The sequence below is a fragment of the Pseudoalteromonas sp. P1-9 genome, from assembly GCF_001399975.1.
Lineage (GTDB): Bacteria > Pseudomonadota > Gammaproteobacteria > Enterobacterales > Alteromonadaceae > Pseudoalteromonas.
In genome coordinates this window covers 1-19,134 of the sequence record NZ_LKBD01000006.1, presented here as the reverse complement: position 1 = coordinate 19,134, position 19,134 = coordinate 1, and the positions used below count along the sequence as shown (strand labels likewise).

The 19,134-nt window shown below is 38.0% G+C and carries 14 protein-coding genes and 2 pseudogenes; all 16 read left to right on the top strand.

Annotation, left to right across the window (positions count from 1 at the left end; genetic code table 11):
- Window positions 1-43: 43 nt before the first annotated feature.
- Window positions 44-1,240, top strand: coding sequence for a DegT/DnrJ/EryC1/StrS aminotransferase family protein (locus tag AN214_RS05925; RefSeq protein WP_054978868.1), 1,197 nt, complete (start codon window positions 44-46; stop codon window positions 1,238-1,240).
- Window positions 1,224-1,808: pseudogene (locus tag AN214_RS22950) on the top strand (sugar transferase); the annotation flags it as partial. The gene AN214_RS05925 and the pseudogene AN214_RS22950, both read left to right, overlap by 17 nt.
- A gap of 347 nt (window positions 1,809-2,155) precedes the next feature.
- Window positions 2,156-2,809 carry a formyltransferase family protein gene (locus AN214_RS05915; RefSeq protein ID WP_054978867.1) on the top strand — a complete coding sequence of 218 codons (654 nt, stop codon included), beginning with the start codon at window positions 2,156-2,158 and terminating at the stop codon, window positions 2,807-2,809.
- A 66-nt stretch (window positions 2,810-2,875) separates the two neighbouring features.
- Window positions 2,876-3,268, top strand: coding sequence for a type II secretion system major pseudopilin GspG (gene gspG / locus AN214_RS05910; RefSeq protein WP_054978866.1), 393 nt, complete (start codon window positions 2,876-2,878; stop codon window positions 3,266-3,268).
- Window positions 3,265-4,917 carry a GspE/PulE family protein gene (locus AN214_RS05905; RefSeq protein ID WP_054978865.1) on the top strand — a complete coding sequence of 551 codons (1,653 nt, stop codon included), beginning with the start codon at window positions 3,265-3,267 and terminating at the stop codon, window positions 4,915-4,917. The genes gspG and AN214_RS05905 overlap by 4 nt, the downstream gene beginning before the upstream one ends.
- Entirely contained in the window at window positions 4,917-6,125 is a 1,209-nt protein-coding gene (locus tag AN214_RS05900; RefSeq protein ID WP_054978864.1) for a type II secretion system F family protein, read from the top strand. The genes AN214_RS05905 and AN214_RS05900 overlap by 1 nt, the downstream gene beginning before the upstream one ends.
- Window positions 6,112-6,519 carry a Tfp pilus assembly protein FimT/FimU gene (locus AN214_RS05895; RefSeq protein WP_054978863.1) on the top strand — a complete coding sequence of 136 codons (408 nt, stop codon included), beginning with the start codon at window positions 6,112-6,114 and terminating at the stop codon, window positions 6,517-6,519. The genes AN214_RS05900 and AN214_RS05895 overlap by 14 nt, the downstream gene beginning before the upstream one ends.
- Window positions 6,501-6,935, top strand: a complete 435-nt coding sequence (locus tag AN214_RS05890) for a type IV pilin protein (RefSeq protein WP_082428504.1) — start codon at window positions 6,501-6,503, stop codon at window positions 6,933-6,935. The genes AN214_RS05895 and AN214_RS05890 overlap by 19 nt, the downstream gene beginning before the upstream one ends.
- Window positions 6,935-7,627, top strand: coding sequence for a prepilin-type N-terminal cleavage/methylation domain-containing protein (locus tag AN214_RS05885; RefSeq protein ID WP_054978861.1), 693 nt, complete (start codon window positions 6,935-6,937; stop codon window positions 7,625-7,627). The genes AN214_RS05890 and AN214_RS05885 overlap by 1 nt, the downstream gene beginning before the upstream one ends.
- Window positions 7,614-8,510: a type II secretion system protein GspK gene (locus AN214_RS05880; protein WP_054978860.1), complete on the top strand. Its 897-nt coding sequence runs from the start codon at window positions 7,614-7,616 to the stop codon at window positions 8,508-8,510. Before AN214_RS05885 ends, AN214_RS05880 begins: the two co-directional genes overlap by 14 nt.
- A gap of 12 nt (window positions 8,511-8,522) precedes the next feature.
- Complete coding sequence (locus AN214_RS05875; RefSeq protein WP_054978859.1) at window positions 8,523-9,569, top strand: hypothetical protein; 1,047 nt, start codon at window positions 8,523-8,525, stop codon at window positions 9,567-9,569.
- The gene (locus AN214_RS05870; protein WP_054978858.1) at window positions 9,566-10,150 is read left to right on the top strand and encodes a hypothetical protein; all 585 of its coding nucleotides are present in this window, start codon (window positions 9,566-9,568) and stop codon (window positions 10,148-10,150) included. The genes AN214_RS05875 and AN214_RS05870 overlap by 4 nt, the downstream gene beginning before the upstream one ends.
- A 4-nt stretch (window positions 10,151-10,154) precedes the next feature.
- Entirely contained in the window at window positions 10,155-10,568 is a 414-nt protein-coding gene (locus tag AN214_RS05865; protein ID WP_152960721.1) for a hypothetical protein, read from the top strand.
- 4 nt (window positions 10,569-10,572) lie between these two features.
- Window positions 10,573-12,585 carry a secretin N-terminal domain-containing protein gene (locus tag AN214_RS05860; RefSeq protein ID WP_054978856.1) on the top strand — a complete coding sequence of 671 codons (2,013 nt, stop codon included), beginning with the start codon at window positions 10,573-10,575 and terminating at the stop codon, window positions 12,583-12,585.
- A gap of 317 nt (window positions 12,586-12,902) precedes the next feature.
- Window positions 12,903-14,894: a hypothetical protein gene (locus AN214_RS05855; RefSeq protein ID WP_054978855.1), complete on the top strand. Its 1,992-nt coding sequence runs from the start codon at window positions 12,903-12,905 to the stop codon at window positions 14,892-14,894.
- 268 nt (window positions 14,895-15,162) lie between these two features.
- Window positions 15,163-19,134, top strand: a pseudogene (locus tag AN214_RS05850) (hypothetical protein); the annotation flags it as partial.

The following is a 19,134-nucleotide window of genomic DNA, read 5'->3' as shown; positions in this document are numbered from 1 at the left end:
GAGATGGTTTTATTAATTCTAACCATCGTAATGTGAATTCAATATGTTAAATACTCAATATAGCCCTTGGCCAAGTTACTCAAATGAAGAAGCTGAAGCTGTAAAGAATGTAATCTTGTCAAATAAAGTAAACTATTGGACAGGTGAATTGTGTAAACGCTTTGAAAGAAAGTATGCTGAATTAATTGGTGTAGATTGGGCTATTAGCTTATCAAATGGGACTGTGGCATTGGAGCTTGCATTGCGAGCTCTTGGTCTAGGGCCTGGAGATGAAGTTATTGTTCCTAGTCGTACTTTTGTTGCTGATGCCAGTGTGATCTCTCTAGTTGGTGCAACTCCAGTTTTTGCAGATGTACAGCTCCATAGTGGTAATATTTGTGTTGAATCAATAAAAGAAAATATCACAAAAAAAACGAAGGCAATTATTTGTGTTCATTTAGCAGGATGGCCATGTGATATGGATGAGATAATGAGTGTTGCTATTGAACATAATTTAAAGGTTATAGAAGACTGCGCTCAGGCTCATGGTGCTAAGTTGAACGGCAAGCCTGTAGGTTCTTTTGGTGATATTGCCTGCTGGTCATTTTGCCAGGATAAGATTATAACTACTGGTGGTGAAGGCGGGATGGTGGCCACAAACACAGAGTACCTTTACAAGGCTATGTGGTCTTATAAAGAACATGGTAAATGTGTAGATTTAGTTTCAAGCATAGAGCATGGAAACGGTGGCTTTAAGTGGTTGCATACCTCGATAGGTTCAAATTTTAGAATGACTGAAATGCAAGCTGCTATTGGACTCTTGCAACTTGATAAACTCGAAAATTGGATTGAGTTAAGAAACTATAATGCAGATAAATTAAGAAAGGTGCTTGAACAGTTCGATATTATTGAATGCCCAAATTATCCAGAAAATATTGAGCATGCCCAGTACAAATTTTATGCATACTTAAATGTTGAAAAGCTATCTGATAGCTTGAATCGTAAAAAGTTAATAGAGCTGTTTGAAGAAGCTGGAGTTCCTTGTTTTGAAGGTGCTTGTTCAGAGGTGTATTTAGAGCAGGTATTTGAAAAACTTAATTGTAAACCTACTCACCGCTTGCCTAATGCTAAGAGGTTGGGTGAAACAAGTTTGATGTTTCTTGTTCATCCTTCATTGCAAGCTTCAGAAATTGAAGCTATGGGTAAAGCAATCACTTATGTTTTAGCTAATTTACAAAGTTATGATGAAGCGCACGTTTGATTTTCTTGTAGCGTTATTCTTATTTATTTTGCTTTCACCAGTACTGCTGAGCTTATGTTTTGCCGTAGCTTGTTTTTTGGGTAGGCCGATTGTGTTCACTCAGGAGCGCCCTGGTTTAAATGGTAAAACTTTTAAAATGTATAAATTCCGTTCAATGACTAGTGAAAGGGATTGCAATGGAGTTCTACTATCTGATGAAGCACGATTAACTAAATTTGGTAGATTTCTTCGTGCTTCCTCATTAGATGAGCTTCCCGAGCTCATAAATATAATAAAAGGCGATATGAGCTTGGTTGGCCCTCGCCCCTTGCTCGTGCAATATTTACCATTGTATAGTGAAAAACAAGCTCGAAGACATGAAGTCCGTCCTGGTATAACTGGTTGGGCTCAAGTGAATGGAAGAAATGCTATCTCTTGGTATGAAAAGTTTAAGTTAGACGTCTGGTACGTTGATAATCAAACTTTTTTGTTAGATTCAAAAATTCTTTTTATGACTTTTTTCAAGGTACTTAAAAAAGAAGGTGTAAGTGAAATAGGTCAAGCTACAACAACTTACTTTAATGGAAACGATGAGGCAATATCGAATGCTATTAAGATGTTAAGGCATAAGACAAAAGAAGGTCATTCAATTTATCAAAATTACCTAAGGTTTGGTAAAACGTTTTTTTACGCTAAGCAATTGTATCTTAATAACTTATCTAAACTTAATGAATTGGAAGTAATTAATCATTCTTTCAATACTGAATATCAGAATGCTTGTAAGTTATTAATTAATCATATTGAATCATGGCAATCTCAGTGGAATAAATTAAAAGATAAGCAAACACCTAGAGATAATGATACCTTTATTTTCAACAGCAAAATACCATACCCAAAAGAAGTTGAACAAATTTTAGGTTTGTAACTGAGAAAAAAATGAAAGTATTGTTTTTATCTAAAAAAAAGGATCAACATAGTCAGAAAGCTGCTGATTATCTTAGTCAATTAGGGTGGAAAGTTGTTCCTTTCTTTGGCTCGTGGGGAGAGGATTTACCTAGTACAGCTAAAGACTGGGAAGGTGAGTTGATTATTTCCTATCTGTCCCGTTGGGTCTTGCCGGATAGTCTTTTATCAAAAGCAAAGGTTGGTGCAATTAATTTTCACCCAGCACCTCCAGAATACCCAGGAATAGGTTGTATAAATTTTGCACTTTACAATAATGAAGGAACTTTTGGGGTTACTTGCCATCATATGCTAGGTAAAGTTGATGCGGGTAAAATAATTAAAGTAAAACGATTTCCTATACATGAAAGAGATACTATTAAGTCTTTGCTAGAGAGGACATATGACTATCAATTGTCTCTTTTTTATGATGTTATGGATCAATTTTATACCGATCAAACTTTCCCAGAAAGCAAAGAGGAATGGAGTCGGGAGGCTTATACTCGAAAGGAATTTAACGAGTTATTTAAAATTAGTTTAAATATGGATGAAGAAGAAACTAACAAAAGAATTAGAGCAACTAGCTTTCACGAGTTTCAACCTTGGATTGAATTCCACGGTAAAAAATTTTATTACAAATCCGAATAAAAATTCTATTTCAATTTAATATTGAATGTTTTAGTCTGCCCACAAATAAACTTTAAGGTAGTAAAGATGATACGCAATAATCAATCTGGTTTTTCACTTGTCGAGCTATTAATTGTAATGGTTATTATTGGTTTAATAGCTTCAATTGTTGGCCCCGCAATGTTTGGCAAAGTTGATTCTTCAAAAGTTAAAACAGCTCAAGCACAAATGCAGCTTTTAGGCGCAGCGATTGATACGTATCGCTTAGATAATGATGAGTTTCCTGAATCACTGGATAATTTAGTAACTAAAACAGGTCGATATTGGGATGGCCCATATTTACCTAAAGATGTTCCGAACGATCCATGGGATAATCCTTACTTTTATGAAAGAACAGGAAAAGGTTATACCTTACAAAGTTTGGGTAGAGATGGTAAACAAGGTGGTGAAGACTTAGATGAGGACATCGTTTACCGATGAACCAATTGTTAGCCATTATCAATGATTTAAGAACTGAAGAAGCCGTTTCAGAAAGTGACTTTAATGCATATGTTGCTGGGCACCATGTAACGCCAGAGACAATTATTTGCTCTTTAGCTGGTGTTTCAGAGGAAGAATTATTAGCTTACATTAGTGAAAAAGCTAAATGTGAGTTAATTACTTTTGACAATGCAAATGAGTATATCTCTGAACAAAGCATAAAAGATGCCTGTCAAACGGAAGTGAATTGGGACTTACTCGCTAAATTAAGCTGGTACCCGCTGAGTTTACACAACGATAAACTCAGCATTATTACAAATCAGCCTCTGTCGAGTGAAGCATCAAATTTATTGGCATTTAAAAATGTAGACTATCAATTATGTTTAGCTTCTGAGTCTCTTTTGCAGCGAGTTGTAACCTTGTTTGAACAAAACCAAGAGGTTATCTCAAGTGGTGTTGTTGAGGTTGAGCGTTTAAGGGCACTTGCTTCAGAAGCTCCTATTGTTAACTTAGTTAATTCACTTATTCATCGCTCTCTTGAACTCAAAGCGTCGGATATGCATATAGAGCCTGTGGAACAAGGTGGTCGTGTGCGTATTCGTGTTGATGGTGTGTTGCAAAAACTAGATGATATTCCCAAAAGCTTAGTGATGCCTGTTGTATCACGTATCAAAATCTTAGCTAATTTAGATATTGCAGAAAAGCGTCGTCCACAAGATGGAAAGATTGCACTTCATAATTTAAATATTGATATTCGAGCTTCAATCTTACCGCTAAATAATGGTGAGAGCGTAGTAATGCGTTTCCTTGAAAAAGGCTCGTTGCGTTTTGATATTGCAGAATTAGGTTTTGAGCCTGATACCATAGAACGCATTAATCAAGATCTTACTCGAACCGCAGGAGTTATCTTAATGACTGGCCCGACAGGTTCCGGTAAAACCACGTCTTTGTATTCGTTTTTACAACAGTTAAATTCTAGCCATGAGAAAATCATTACGCTTGAAGATCCGGTTGAATATGAATTAGAAGGTGTGAATCAGATACAAGTTAATAGTGACATCGGCTTTGACTTTGCTGCAGGCCTAAGAAGTATTGTACGACAAGATCCAGATGTAATTATGGTGGGCGAAATTCGTGATGCTGAAACAGCAAGAATTGCAATGCAATCATCTCTTACGGGTCACTTAGTATTTAGTACAGTTCACACTAATGATGCACCAGGCGCTTATGTACGTTTAATTGACTTAGGTGTGGATGAATTTTTATTAAATGCGTCGGTTATTTCAATTATTGCACAGCGATTAGTTCGAAAACTATGTGAACATTGTAGTATTGAAGATGAAAATGCAGCGCAAATTAAACAAAAGCTTTTAGCAACACATGGTGACATTATTGCAAGTGATATGCAGATCAATAAAGCTGTTGGTTGTGAAAAGTGTAATGGTACTGGCTATAAAGGACGTTTGGCTTTGATCGAGTATTTACCTAACGATCAATTTATCAAAGGTACCGATAAAGACTCATCTTTTACACTAAACGCCGAAAACTATATGAAAGAAAGTGGCCTGAGAAACTTATATCAAGATGGTATTGTTAAAGTAGCTAAAGGGCTTACTACTATTGAAGAAGTTGTCAGAGTGGCGGGCTAATGAAAGCATTTAATGTTGTATTTGTTGATAGCAGTGGCGTTAAAACTAAAAAACAGTTTACTGCAGCCGATGAGTTAGATGTGTATCAACAGCTAGAGCAAATTGATGCTACTCCAATTAGTGTAAAAGAAGCGCAAAAAAGTATCTTAGATGCCGTTCGCGGTGATCGTATCACCCCTGCAATGATCGAGTTGGTGATTACTAACTTATCAAGTTTGTTATCGAGTGGTATTAGCTTAGATAAGGCATTGACGCTCGTTGCAAAATCGGCCGAAACAGCAAGTTTGGGCCAACTGGTTAACCAGATTCAAAATGGTATAAGAGGTGGTAAGTCGTTTGCCGATTCTTTGTCGCAATTTCCAGAGTATTTTGATGAATTGGTTGTTAATCTTGTCGAGATTGGAGAGAGTACAGGTCAGCTAGATAAAGTACTAATTGATTTGAGTGAACAACTTAAATTTCAAAGCCGTATTAATAGTCAAATTAAGCAAGCAGCCATTTACCCTGTAATCATTGTATTTGTTTGTATTCTTTCGATATTATTTATTCTGTATAGTGTTGTACCGCAGCTATCAGGTATGCTTGAACAGGTTAAAGAGCTACCTGGTTATACCATTGCGTTAATGGCTTCTTCAGATTTTGTTAGAAGTACACCTGGGACTCTAACGCTGATTGGTGCGGCAGCAGCGCTTTTCTATTTTATTTTCACGGATAGCACGTCAATTAAAGAAACACGGCAGAAAATTAGACTAGCCTTACAAAAAGCCCCTTTAGTTAATGGTATGGTTGCCTTGTCTCAGCAACTAAGGTTTGCATCAGCAATGAAATCAACTTTGAACTCGGGGCTGTCTATTACTGATGCGTTAAACCTATCCGCGAATACTCTTACTGACAATGATGCTCGCCTCAAGTTTTTAGAAGTAAAAAGTAAAATCCAATCAGGTGTCAGTTTGACCAAGTCAATGGAAGACACAGGGCTATTCTCCGTTATGGAGATAGGTTTTATAGAAGTTGGTGAAGAGACGGGAGACATTGCTAAAGCTTTCAGTGAAATGTTAGAGCGAAAGTCTCATGAGTTTAATACCAAGTTAGCAAGTACACTAAAAATGCTTGAACCGCTTCTTATTTTACTTATGGGTGTAATAGTCGGTGGTGTCGTGATCATTATGATGCTAAGTATCATGAGCGCGCAAAATGTTGGTATCTAATCACCAAGGCATGACGCTGCCAGAGATTTTAGTTGTACTTGTTTTGATTGGTGCAAGCCTATCAATCGTTGCCCCATTGAGTGCTGAAATCGTTGAGAAGCGGCAAAAAAAAATAGAACTAATTGAACTAAGAGAGTATATCAGCCATCTACAATATCGTGCTGCGTGGCAGAACAAAGATTTAACCGTCAAATTTAACGGCACGAAATTTACCGTTTCGAGTGGTAATGGTGTACCCGTTGAAGCTAAATCTTTTAAAGAGATTGAGTTTGTAAAACAACGGTTAACTATTGCAAGTAGCGGTATGGTAAGTAGCTGCCAGATAAAATTAAAGAATAAGCATTCAATTGAGACGGAAAAATTGTCAGAGGTGTTATGCCAACAAGGTGTCTAAACGGGTTTTCGTTAATTGAATTGCTAATAGCTGTGACGATTATAACCATGACAATAGCGCTAACTAATGTCGTCTATGCCAATTATGTTCAAAATGATCAACGCTTTAATAATCGAAGTGAATTATATGCTGACTTGTTGGAAATAACCGATGAAGTAAGAGCGCTCATTCAGCAAGATAGTGAAAAAAAAGGTTTAATTAATGTTAATAATACAGAGTGTGAGTGGTTAGTTGTCGATTCTAAATCAAAACAAGGCCTTAACTTTGATTTAGAAACAGGTTCAGTATCTGGAGGTGGCATAACGTACTACCTTGACCAGGTAGAAGTATCGTGCAGTAATTTAACTTATCAATTAAAACCTTTCTCGGTACAGGTTCTTCGCACTGAAATTGGCAATATTGGAAACCTCGGATAATGATAAAAGCCAATAAAGGTTTCTCATTAGTAGAAGTGCTGATTACATTAACGATTTTAACTTTGGTACTTACTTTAAGTTATCAGTCATTGTCTGTATTTCTAACTGCAGCGAGTAAAAGTCGTGGTGACTTTAATAAAGCACAAAGTACCAGTTTATTGAGAGTGAAATTGCGAGCCTCAATTCGGGGCATGCTGGACTATTATGCACGCAACGAAGATGGTCATATGCGCCCATACTTTATTGAAGTGGATAATGCTATCCAATATATTTCAGTTTCCCCAATGGTTTACTCTGAGCAGCCTGAAGTGTTGGTCACAATCAAAGTAATCGAATCAGAAATTGATGAAAACCAGCGTTTGGAAGTTTGGGAGTGCCCTCTTAAAGAGCAGATGCCATTTTCTCAGGGGGTAGCAACCATAAGCCCAAATAGTAAAAAGTGTACTCTCATTAATAATAAAATTTCGGCTGAGACCATCTCGATAAGTGTTAATAGAGTTAATAATGACAACTCATTGAGCACTCTCCCAGGTTTTGGGCAGATTGAAGATGTTTTAACGTTTCACCTGCTACCTCAATTTTTGACTTTTACTTTTGTTTCTGCGGACCGGGAAATCAATTGGCGATTTAAAACAAAAATTGAGAATCGCAGAAAATATTTCAATATGGACGGCTTTGATGGGAATGCATAAAAGTTTGTCAAAATCTAAAGGCGCAGCGTTATTGAGCGTGCTTTTGGTCGTTGCATTATTAACTTGGATTATTAGCTATTTTATTAGTAAAACTCATCAGCATATTGAACTCGCTACGCTTCAAAAGCAAAGAGTCATGGCAGAGGTTGAGGCTGACTCTTTAATTGATGAAGTGATGTTTTATCATTTTTCCAAATCATATTTAGCTGAGGATAAATTTCAAAACTGGAATTATCAAGGTAAACCCTTTAAACCAAATAAAAATCAGAGTGTTGAGGTTCAAGATACACAAGGTAAATTATCACTGATTAATTTAAATAAAAATTTATTTAGTAATTTTCTCTTGAATAACGGTTTTGAACAAAATGAAGTAAACCGATTGAGTGACTGTCTAGAAGATTGGCAAGATAAAGATGACTTTAAACGGATCAACGGTGAAGAAAGTGATTATTATCGGGAGCAGGAACTACCTGGACCTCGTAATGGAAGAATTCAAAGCTTATCTGAGTTTACAATTATTTGTGGCTTTCCTGTTGAAACGAAAAAGGTGCAGCTGATTTTAGATAATTTCTTACTTTATAATATGGGAAGTTTTAACCCAATTTTTGCGAAGCAAGAATTGATTAAAGGTGTAAATTTAGCGCCGGATAGACGAAAGCTGTTAATGGATTTAGCCAAAGATGGAAACCAAACACTGGCTCAGGAATATTTTGGTGTACCTGACGCAGCGATTAGTGCGATGAACATGCAATTGTCAAAAGATATTGAAGTGCGAGTACAGGTGGAACATGGTAATGCGATAGCCTCGCGTGAGATTGTGTTTAGCCAAAATATGCGGTATAAACCAAGACCAATTTTACAGTTCTGGCATTGGTCAGAGTAATATCGAGTAACTATGACCAAGTTAGTAGAAAAATTAGATCAGAAGCTCGTAGATAGTTCAGCATACTTTGCAAATGGCCAGCTTCATTATGCAGGTTCGGATTGCAGTTATCCGCGATTTATTGTGGTGTCTGCGCAACATGTGTTAGAACGAAAATCATTTTTTAAAGTTAAAAAGAGAAAAGATCTTGCTTTGGCATTATCACTCTTTGCTAAGAAATCAGATCCTTTCGACGATAGCTATACATGGACGGATGCTCTTAAAGTTGACGATGGCTTTTTTGTCGTTGCTTATTATATTGAGCAAAGCTTATACCAGGAGCTTTTGCAATTACAGAAGCAAGGTGGACTTATCCTCCCAGAGCAGGCGCTTGTCAGAAAGATGAGTAAGCCGTTTTTAGGTGCGGTGGAAAATCACGGGAATTATACACTTGACCCAAATTACAAAGTGCAATTTACCCTTCCTAAAGCACAACTTATTTCACAGTTGTTGTCTAATGATGCTAACGAAACGAGCTTAGCACAGTTTACTACTCTGCTTTTAAAGTCTATTTCACTTCAGAAATTAATTTCTTTTTGGCGTGCGTTTCATCAAGGTGCAAATAAAAAGTTTGGTTTTAAGGTAGCGCATTTACTTGTAGCCATCGGATTACCCTTAATCTATTTTGCCGCAACCAGCGCGTGGTTGTATTGGAAACATGACAAGGCTTATGAACAATTCCAACTCAATCGTGCAATATTATCTGAATTTAAAGGGCTTGAAAGGGAATACCTAGACAAACGTACGCAATTAACTCAGTTTGCAGAGCCGTTTAAAGATTACTTATATTCATACGTCGTTTTTGATGTCATGAATGATATGGATGTATTTGTAAGCATTCAGACTTTTACTATTAATAGCACTGAAATCTCAATTAACGGTGTTTCAGATGATGCTAGTGCCGTGTTTAAAAAGCTATCTGAAGATAGTAGGTTGGTAGATTTACGGTATGTTAGACCTGTCAGAAAGTCAGGTAAGCGTGATGCATTTACAATCGGTTTTAAATTGGCAGATTCATGACTTTTTTATCCTTAAATATATTCGAGTTAGCAGCCAAAAAAGGTATTTCGGAAAAGCATACAAAACTTCTTTTGCTATGCATGTTGCTGCTGACTATCAAATTTTTAGTTATGCCGGTGCTAGAGTGGCAAGCAGAAATTAAAGAACAGACTGATTTTTACAACTTGCAGTATCGAAGTGAAGCCAGTATTACGGAAGTTTCAAATCTTATTCAGCAAAACTCTGAAGAGCTAGATAATAAACTGAATGAAATTAAGAGTTGGTATTACACAGGTGCCGTAACAGCAAATCAAGTTAAGTTAAATGACTTGATTAAAAGTAAAGTTAACGAGCTTGATTTGAGCTTGGCTTCTAATAACTCAAGAAAGCTCTACGAAAAAAACGGCATGGTGACGATAGAATACACGGTTCGAGCACGAGGATATGCAGAGTCGTTGCAAGAATTTGTTTATTGGTTGGAAAATGTGCAGCCAAAATTATTGTTAAAGAATACGCGTTTTAGTTCATCTCGCGGTAGTGCTGCTGCAGAGGTTAATGTTCGTTTCCAGCAATTAATAATTAAAGGGCAAGTTGATGAGTAGGTTGTTGGCGCTATTTGTTATAGTGGTTGTTGCTTCTGACCTTTATTATAGAGTGTTACCGTCTGACACTGACACTAAAGATGTGGTGTTTACAGATGAAGCGCTTGAAGAGTTAACTCTAAAAGCACCGGAAAAGCCGGGTTTTAACAAGCATTTGTTTGGTCAAATAAAAGAAACAGATAAACCTGAAGGGCAGGCAAAAAAAGTAGTTCCCAAAGAGCCTAAATTACAATTGTTAGCAATTTATAGCACCCCTGAACCTTATGCATTTGTAAATGCTTCAAATCGAAAGTGGCCTGCTAAGAAACTAAAAGCAGGCGAAGTTTTTGCTGGGTACAAATTAGTAAAAGTCACTAAGTCCGGTGCGGTTTTTGAAAAAGCTGGTAAATCTCAAGAATTAAAAGTTTTTAAAAGGTAAATTAATGAAATTTAAGACTAGTTTATTAGCCTGTGTGGTCTTAGCGTTAGCGGGATGTAAAACAAGTGAACGTATAGTGGTTGAGCCTTCTGTTTTGTCTAATTCAGATCGAGCAAGTAATCAGAAGGTATTACCTAACCAGCAAGCTGATAAGGTTGGGGAGTTAACTTTAAAAGAGTTGGGACCTTTAGATAGTGCAGGGGTTACACCTCCAAATACACAGCAGGAAGCGGTACCTAGTTTTGATGATGGTAAGGTGACAATTAGTGCCGACGGTTTACTTATAAGAGATTTTATTCAGCTGGTTTTTGGCGAACAACTAGATTTGGATTATGCACTTTCTAATAAAGTGCGAAGTAAGCAAGAGCGCGTGTCGCTTACCTTAAGAAAGCCAATTTCGAAACAGCAGCTTTATTTGAATGCGAAAGAGATTCTTCAGCAAAATAAGATAGCATTTAAAGAAAAAAAAGGGGTTTACTTCTTTGAAGAGTTGGATCTTAATAAAAAAGATGGCTTTAACTTAGGTGTTGGTCGAAGCTTAAGTGATGTGCCTGATGTCACGGGGCAAATTTTACATGTGGCACCATTATATTTTGCCGATTGGCGTTCAATTAATCGTATCACTCAAAGTTTAACGAATAGCCAAACCCAATACCTTGCTGAGCGCAATGCGCTTTTAATTACAGGGGTACGTCAGCAAGTTGAGCAAGTTCTAAAAATTGTTAATGCTTTTGACAGGCCCTCAGCGAAAGGTCGCCATATTGGTATTGTCGAATTAGTTTATCTAACGCCTGAAGAGCTAGAGAGTCAATTAACAGAAATATTTGCTATTGAAGGGCTAAAAGTTGCAGAAAAAGGTAAGGAAGGAATCATTGCAATTACGCCAATGAAACGTATGCGATCGGCGTTAGTTCACTCTGCTTCTAAAGAGATTTTTGACCGAGTGATGTATTGGACTGAAAAGCTAGATGTGCCAAGTACTTCGGATGGTCGCAGGTATTACACCTATTTCCCTAAGAATGTCAGTGCAGCCGATATGGGAAAAAGCTTGAGCAAGCTTTTTCAGTTGAGTGGCAGTAAAAATCAAAGTTCAGCAAGTTCACAAGATAAACCTGCTGAGGGTGGTAAAAAAGAGGCTTCTAGTTCATCTTCTATGCAAGACTTAGCAATGACAGTAGATGAAATTCAAAATGCATTAGTTTTTTACGCAACACCTTCAAGATATCATGAAGCCTTAGAGTTAATTGAACGCCTAGATGTAATGCCTGGGCAGGTGCTTATTGAAGCTGCGGTTGTTGAAGTAACCTTAGATAATAACTTTAGTACAGGTATTGATTGGTCAAGAAAAAGTGGCTTTGCTGCTCAAGATAAAAAATCTAGCTTATCTATTGGTAACGGTCTTTCTTACGTTATTCAAGGTGTTGACTTTAACGCGTCTTTGGAGTTTTTAGAGTCGAATTCGCGTATTAAAATAGTTTCTAGACCTCGCGTACTTGTTAGAGATGGACGCAGTGCAAATATGAGTGTCGGGACAGAAATTCCAGTGATTACTCAAACTGTTAGTGACATTGAAAACACAGAGCAGGTCCTTCAAACAGTGCAATATAGAAGTACAGGTGTGAGCTTAAGTGTAACGCCAACAATTAATGCGCGTGGTGTTGTAGCCTTAAACTTAACGCAATCAGTTTCCGCTGTAGGTGAAGATAAAATAGATGGTATTAATTCTCCAACAATCTTAAATCGTTCATTTAACACAGATTTGCTCGCAATTGATGGTAAAACAATCATTCTTGGCGGTTTAATTAGTGAAGATAGCTCTGATGCCGGCACGAGTGTGCCAGGCTTTTCGAAGTTACCTATTATTGGTAATTTATTCTTTGGCAGTAAAAGTGAACGCGCAAATCGAGTTGAATTAGTGGTTATGATTACACCTAGAATCATAGCTAGTGAAGAAGGGATTAATGAGGCAATTGATGCCATTACAAGTGAGTACGAAAATTTTGAATTTAACTTGTAAGTTAAAACGCTTTTAGTGCAGGTAGAGTTAATTAATTTCCAATATATTAGTTATTTTTCATTAATTATTAAAAAAATGTAAAAATAACAATAAAAATATTGCGACAATAGCGTTAATTTGCTCTAATTATTAGACGTTTTGGTTGACTTTAGGGCGTGGAGTGGCTATAAAAAGTGCCGCTAACAAATCGGTTAGCCAAAATAATAATTTAAACAGGTAGTAGTTGGCAATTTATACATTGACATCTTTATCGCCTGTGCTTTAATACAACCTTTAATTGGTATACCAAAATAAATAAGTTCTAAAGGAGAAACTTAATGAACTATAAAAAAGGTCTAGTAGCGCTAGCTATCACAGGTGCTCTAGCTGCTCCATTGACAGCTAATGCCGCTGCTCGTTTAGTTACATACGGTGGTCAGGACACTACTCCTACTACGCAAGTAGGTCAATTTGGTCCGCAAACTAATGCTGACAACGGTACGGCTGCTTTTGCTGAGATCGTTGGTATCGACTACGATAACGTAGTGAACGATGACCTAACTGTTGATCAGATTCTTGCTGGTTTCCGCGTTGATTTAGATGCTGATACAGTGTGGAACACTAATGGTTCTTTCGTTGGTTCAATGCGTACAGACGTAACTTTAGCTTACGCTGCTGATACTGCGATTCCGAACGAAGCAACATTTGAATTCAAAATCCACAATGGTTCGAATGGCACAGCTAACGGTGGTATTCGTGTTTCTGATATTCAAAGTGTTCGTATCGTTGCTCAGGTAGCTGGTGGTTTAGGTACACCGAACACTTTTGTAGAAGTTGGTTCAGTAGCTTCATACACAGTTAACCCTAACGATTCTGACTTAGTAGATAGCTTCGTAATCCAGATCGATACGAATACGTCAGAAGTTGATGGCAACCAGTTCTTCGGTCGTAACCACGACGGTAGTTTAACTGTAGACCCAGATGACATCGTTCCAGCAGCTCCACTACAAGCTAACTTCCCGCTTCCTGAAAACATTCAGTTATTCTTAACTACTGATTCAGCGATTAACAGCGGTGCTGGTACTTATAACCCAACTACTTGGGCACTATCTGATACTGCTACTAAGGGCGACGAAATTCACCTTAACCTAGAAAAAGTAACGAACACTGCGGGTGTTCCGTTAACAGCACTATTCACAGGTAGCGTTAACTCTAAAGTTATTACAGTAACTGATGGTTTCGAACTAACAGTTGTTGACCAAGCGACTACAACTATCGAAGTTGAAACTGACCGTACTACGTTCGCTGATTGTGAAACGTGGGATGAGACAGTAACAACTACAGACGGCCAAGCGTTCCAAGACTATGTATGTGCAACTTCAGGCGACCGTCTGATTTCACGTGCTAAAGTTATGTTCGCAAGCGGTTCTGACGTAGGTCTAGACGTACAAAGCACTAATACTATGGAATTCACTCTATCTCGTTTAGATGGTGAGTCGATTTCAGGTGTTGAAGATGTAACTTTCGGTCAAGACAACACTGGTACTGGTGGTGTAACTGTAACGGCTAACATTAATGAAGAGTTCAAAGGTTCAGGTACTCTAGCTACTCTAGGCTTAATGGATGCGCTTAACAACAACCTTGAAGCTAACATTGACATTGAAGCGAATGGTGTAGATCCATTATTCCCGAATGCTCAATCAGCTGAAGACTGGGTTCTTTCAGGTGTTGTGATCAAGCAAGGTGGTTCTATCACTCAAGACGTTAACGTTCCTGTTGTATACGGTGAAACGTCAACAGTTCTTGGTGCTATCACTTATAACCGTGATGATGCTGAATCAGTTAAGATTGACGGCGTAACTCACGTTTGGGGTATCGACGGTGCTCTATTCAAGACTCCGTACCTATATAGCTTACCAAATGCAAATGGTTGGGGTTCAGTTGTTAAAGTAACTAACGAGTTCCCTGCAGACGCTGGTATCCAAGCTGATATCATCATCGCTCCAGCAGGTGAAGGCGCAGGTACTGATGCAGGTTTCAATACTCCAGCTGTAGGTAACACTTTCGTTGGTGTTAAACTACCTAAGATGGTTCCAGCAGAAGGCCAGTACACGTTCAACGGTACTGACTTAATCAATGCTATCAACACTCAATTCGGTGCGGGTACAGTTGATGCTTCTCTTAACTGGCACATCGAAGCGACATTCCTAGTGAATGCTCCACAAAACTTTGTACATGCTGCAGCACAGAACAAGAGCCCAGATGGCCGTGCTGATTCTCCAGTACTATACAAAACAAACAACAACAACGACGGCCGTCAGTGGCAGTAATTGTTAATTGTTAAATAAAAAGAGGGCATTAGCCCTCTTTTTTTATGCCTATTCACAATGTGGTAAGTTGAACTTATTTAAATTCTTTTCATCTAAAACAGTAATATAAAAACAGTACTTAATTGTTTTGTATTAATTTTAACCTATAACTGGTCTTTTTTTCTTAGTTTGGTTACAATTCGGATACATGACTTCTCTTGAGTCATAATGCCCTGTTAATGTATCATTCCGAGTGATGATTTATTGGTCACTTTTGTTGGAGTAACGTATGTTGTATATGCGCTTTATACTACTTTTCTTTTTATTGTTTTTTGTTGCTAATCTATCAGCTTCAACACAAGCTAAATGGCGTACAGTTACCGCTGGTTGGTACCATACTCTTGCAATAGATCATAATGGAGATCTTTGGAGTTGGGGTAGCAATTCAAGCGGTCAATTAGGTAACCCAAGTTTATCTGTGGCTCAAGAGTATAACCCTCAGAAAGTATTTATCGCTGAAAAGCCTCAAGTCAAGTGGCAAAAGATTTTTGCAGGACCATATAATAGCTTCGCTTTAGATACTGATGGAGTACTTTGGGCTTGGGGTGCAAATCGCTATTCAGTACTTGGCATCAATCAATCAAGTACAACAATTCTAACGCCAACGAAAGTAGATAGTTTTTATCAAGCTGACGGTAATACACCAATAGAGAATGTTGTGATCAACAATCTCCAAGCTGCAAGCTTTGGAACAATCGCTATATCAACGAATGGCGACTTATTTGTTTGGGGCCGCAACAATGAGAAGCAGCTTTTTGATGTTACCGAAATGGTTAATGAGGTAGAAGTACCGGTAACAGAAATTAAAGCGCCTAGATTAAAGGATGGAAGCGCAACTTGGATTGATGTTGCAGCGGCTGATAGTAGCAGTTTAGGTGGTTACTTTGCGATAAATAATTTAGGTGAAGCTTTCTTTTTTGGCGAAAACGATGCTGGATTAAGTGGTACGGGCATCAACGGTGGAATTTTTACTAATTTAACGGAAATAACTCATCCAAATTCTACTGCAAATGTTAAGAAGAAGTGGGTAGAGATTGACGCTGGAAAATATAAAGCGGTAGCTATCGACGAATTTGGTTATGCTTTGCAATGGGGTGATAATGTCATTGCTCCTCAAACAGTGCCTTTTTCATCAGGAAATTTCAAGCCATTTGACAGTTTTATTACATCACCTGAGGGGCTTTCACAAGCCAGTGAATCATTGAACGGGAAAGTTCAAGTTAGGACGAATTACCAAGCGATCGCTAATAAGGACAATGATTTATATTTTTGGGGACTTAATCAATATTATACCACTTCTTCTGATAAGTTTTTTTCTGGTTCAAACGATGCGATTAGGTATATCGAACATGTAGAAAAATGGAATAAAATCCATGAATACGCTATTCAAGAACGAAGTGTCATAATAGTAAATGACAAGAGAGATATTTTTGCGCATGGTAGTAATTCGAGTGGCCAACTAGGCTTGCAGTCTGCATATCTGCTATCTTCTTCATACAGCAAAACTCCCCAAGCTTGGACGCGTTGGAGTAAGATTGTAGCTGCAGGCGGTAATGGTCATAGCTTAGCTATTATGGCTAAAGATGTATGTTTTAAAAATGATGACAGCCTTGATGTTTTAAACTACGCATTTAATCCTGCAGATTACAATTCCGATGTGTGTCCAGTCAAAGAAACGATTAACGAAACATTCGGTATTGGACCTATTTGGGGGTGGGGAGATAACACAGCACATCAGCTAACGACTGCTATTATCGATCCGGGAGAAAATACAGCTTATATTGATAAGCCTTCCCCGTTAACTATGCTGGATGATAGTTACAATCGAAAAGAAGACTGGGTAGATTTGGTGTCTGCAAATAATCACGTAATCGCACTAGACGTAAATGGAGATTTATATGCTTGGGGTTCGAATAGTCACGGGCAATTAGGATTAGGGCATACTAATAGTGTTTCTTCAGCAATCAAACTAGCCTTACCTAATGAACTCGGCACTAAATGGAAAACCGTTTCTACTTCAGATACGCATACGTTAGCGATTGACACTGATGGTAAATTATGGGCGTGGGGTAGTAATAGCGATAATCAATTAGGCTATACAGGTACTTCTTTTGTTCCTAAACAAGTTGGTTTAGAAACAGAGTGGCAACAAGTTGTAGCGGCTAATGGCTATAGTTTTGCTTTAAATTCGTCAGGGCAGCGATTTGCCTGGGGTAAAAATGCAAATGAAGAGTTGGGTGATTCAGGTATTGTTGACACGTTTGTCGAACCTACTTTAGTAGACTCTGGTTGGTTGATGATTACTGCGTCAAATGGTTATGGCTTTGGTGTCAAAAATGATAATAAAATCTATTTTTGGGGGGCGCAAACCAAGCAAGTCGCAAATGGCGAAACGGTTGATATTGTAAATGTTGAAACACCAGAAATGTTCGACGCAGGTAATGCCATTAACACTGTTTCTTCGTGGCGCCAAATAGTTTCAGATGGAAATACTAACCTAGCATTAACCAGTGAAGGTCAACTTTGGGCATGGGGTAATAATGTAAATGCGCAAACAGGCGCAGGGGCCGACTCATCGTTTGAGTATCTACCAATCCAAGTATTGAATGATTACAACTATACATATATTGATTCAAGTGCAAAGCATAGTCTAGGAATCGCAAACTACAGCCTTCTTACTGGTTGGGGCTATAACGAACAAAGTCAGACAGGCTCAGCTAAAGTTTTTGGTGAAACCTATGCATTAACACCAAAAGAAGTGTTCTTAACAGACCGAGACGGTGATGGTGCTTTTGACCATATCGATTTATTTGTTGATGACCCAAGGTTTACTGTCGATACCGATGGCGATGGCATTGTCGATGAGCTTGATGGTGACAGTGATAATGATGGTATTTCTGATGATGATGAGCGTGAAGCAGGACTGAACCCGTTTGACTCATCTGATGCCGCATTAGATTCTGATTTAGATGGTATGACAAACCTTGAAGAGTTATCGGTTTACCAAACGTGTAATCATGTTACGGATTCGTCATGTAGTTTAAGAGAAAGTGTACTTGGGCCACTTAATCTAAGTTATATCCAAAATGCTATATACAAGTCAGCCCTAGATACTTCATTACTCAATAGAAGGTACTTTAGTTTCTCTTCTGGTGAATTTACTCAAGATTACCCTTGGGCTTCACAAGGTCAAATAGATAGTGTTGAGTCTTTTATAGAAGACAACACATCGTTATCGCCAATTGCGGCTGTTAATGATTATACACGCTTACTTGATTTAACAGATGGCTATGACGGTAACCATTCTTTGCAGTTAACTAACAATAATAAAACTGTAGCATTTAATTCGGTGTTTAAAACTGATGAATTTGCCAATCCAACAGTACGCAAATTAACCCCTGGAACGGTGTTTTTTAGCTTTAAATTCTCAGATGGTTTTGAACCCAGCCAAGACAAACTAGTGGTTGCTCTGAAGGGGATGCCTGGTACGGGTATTATCGAAAGATCTGAAATCTGGGCATCATCAAGTCAAGATACGAAAAATCAATGGCATATTGCTAAATTTGAATTAACGTCCTCGCATTTAGTTGCAAATGAAAGCTATTTAAGTGGTTTTGCTCAGCTATCATGGAAAATGATCTGTAACTCATCTTGTGATGGTAAGACCGTGAATATTGATACTTTAAGTTTTCCTATTGACATAAATGAGAATGGGATTCCTGCTGAATATAGAAAGTTAGCGAGTAATGGTAGTGCGACTTCAGACTCTGATTCAGATGGCTTAAGTAACCTTAGCGAGTATCAAAATGGCACTAACCCTCTTGTCGCTGATACGGATGGTGATGGAATTCCAGATAACTGGGAAGTAATAAATGGTACTAATGCGCTTAGTGATGATGCAAATGCCGATTTAGATAATGATTCATTAACAAACTATCAAGAATACTTAGCCGGTACGAACCCAAAAAGTGCGGATAGTGATAATGATGGACTACCAGATAGTTGGGAAGTTGCTAACGGTACCAACCCAGTTGTAGCTGATGCGAATGGTGATTCAGATGGCGATGGTCTCTCTAATCAGTATGAATTTGACAATGGACTTGATGCAGGTAATAACGACCAAGACAATGACGGTATAATTGATGGCCAAGATAACGACCCATTAGTCGCAGCGGATAGTGATGGTGATGGTTGGGATAAT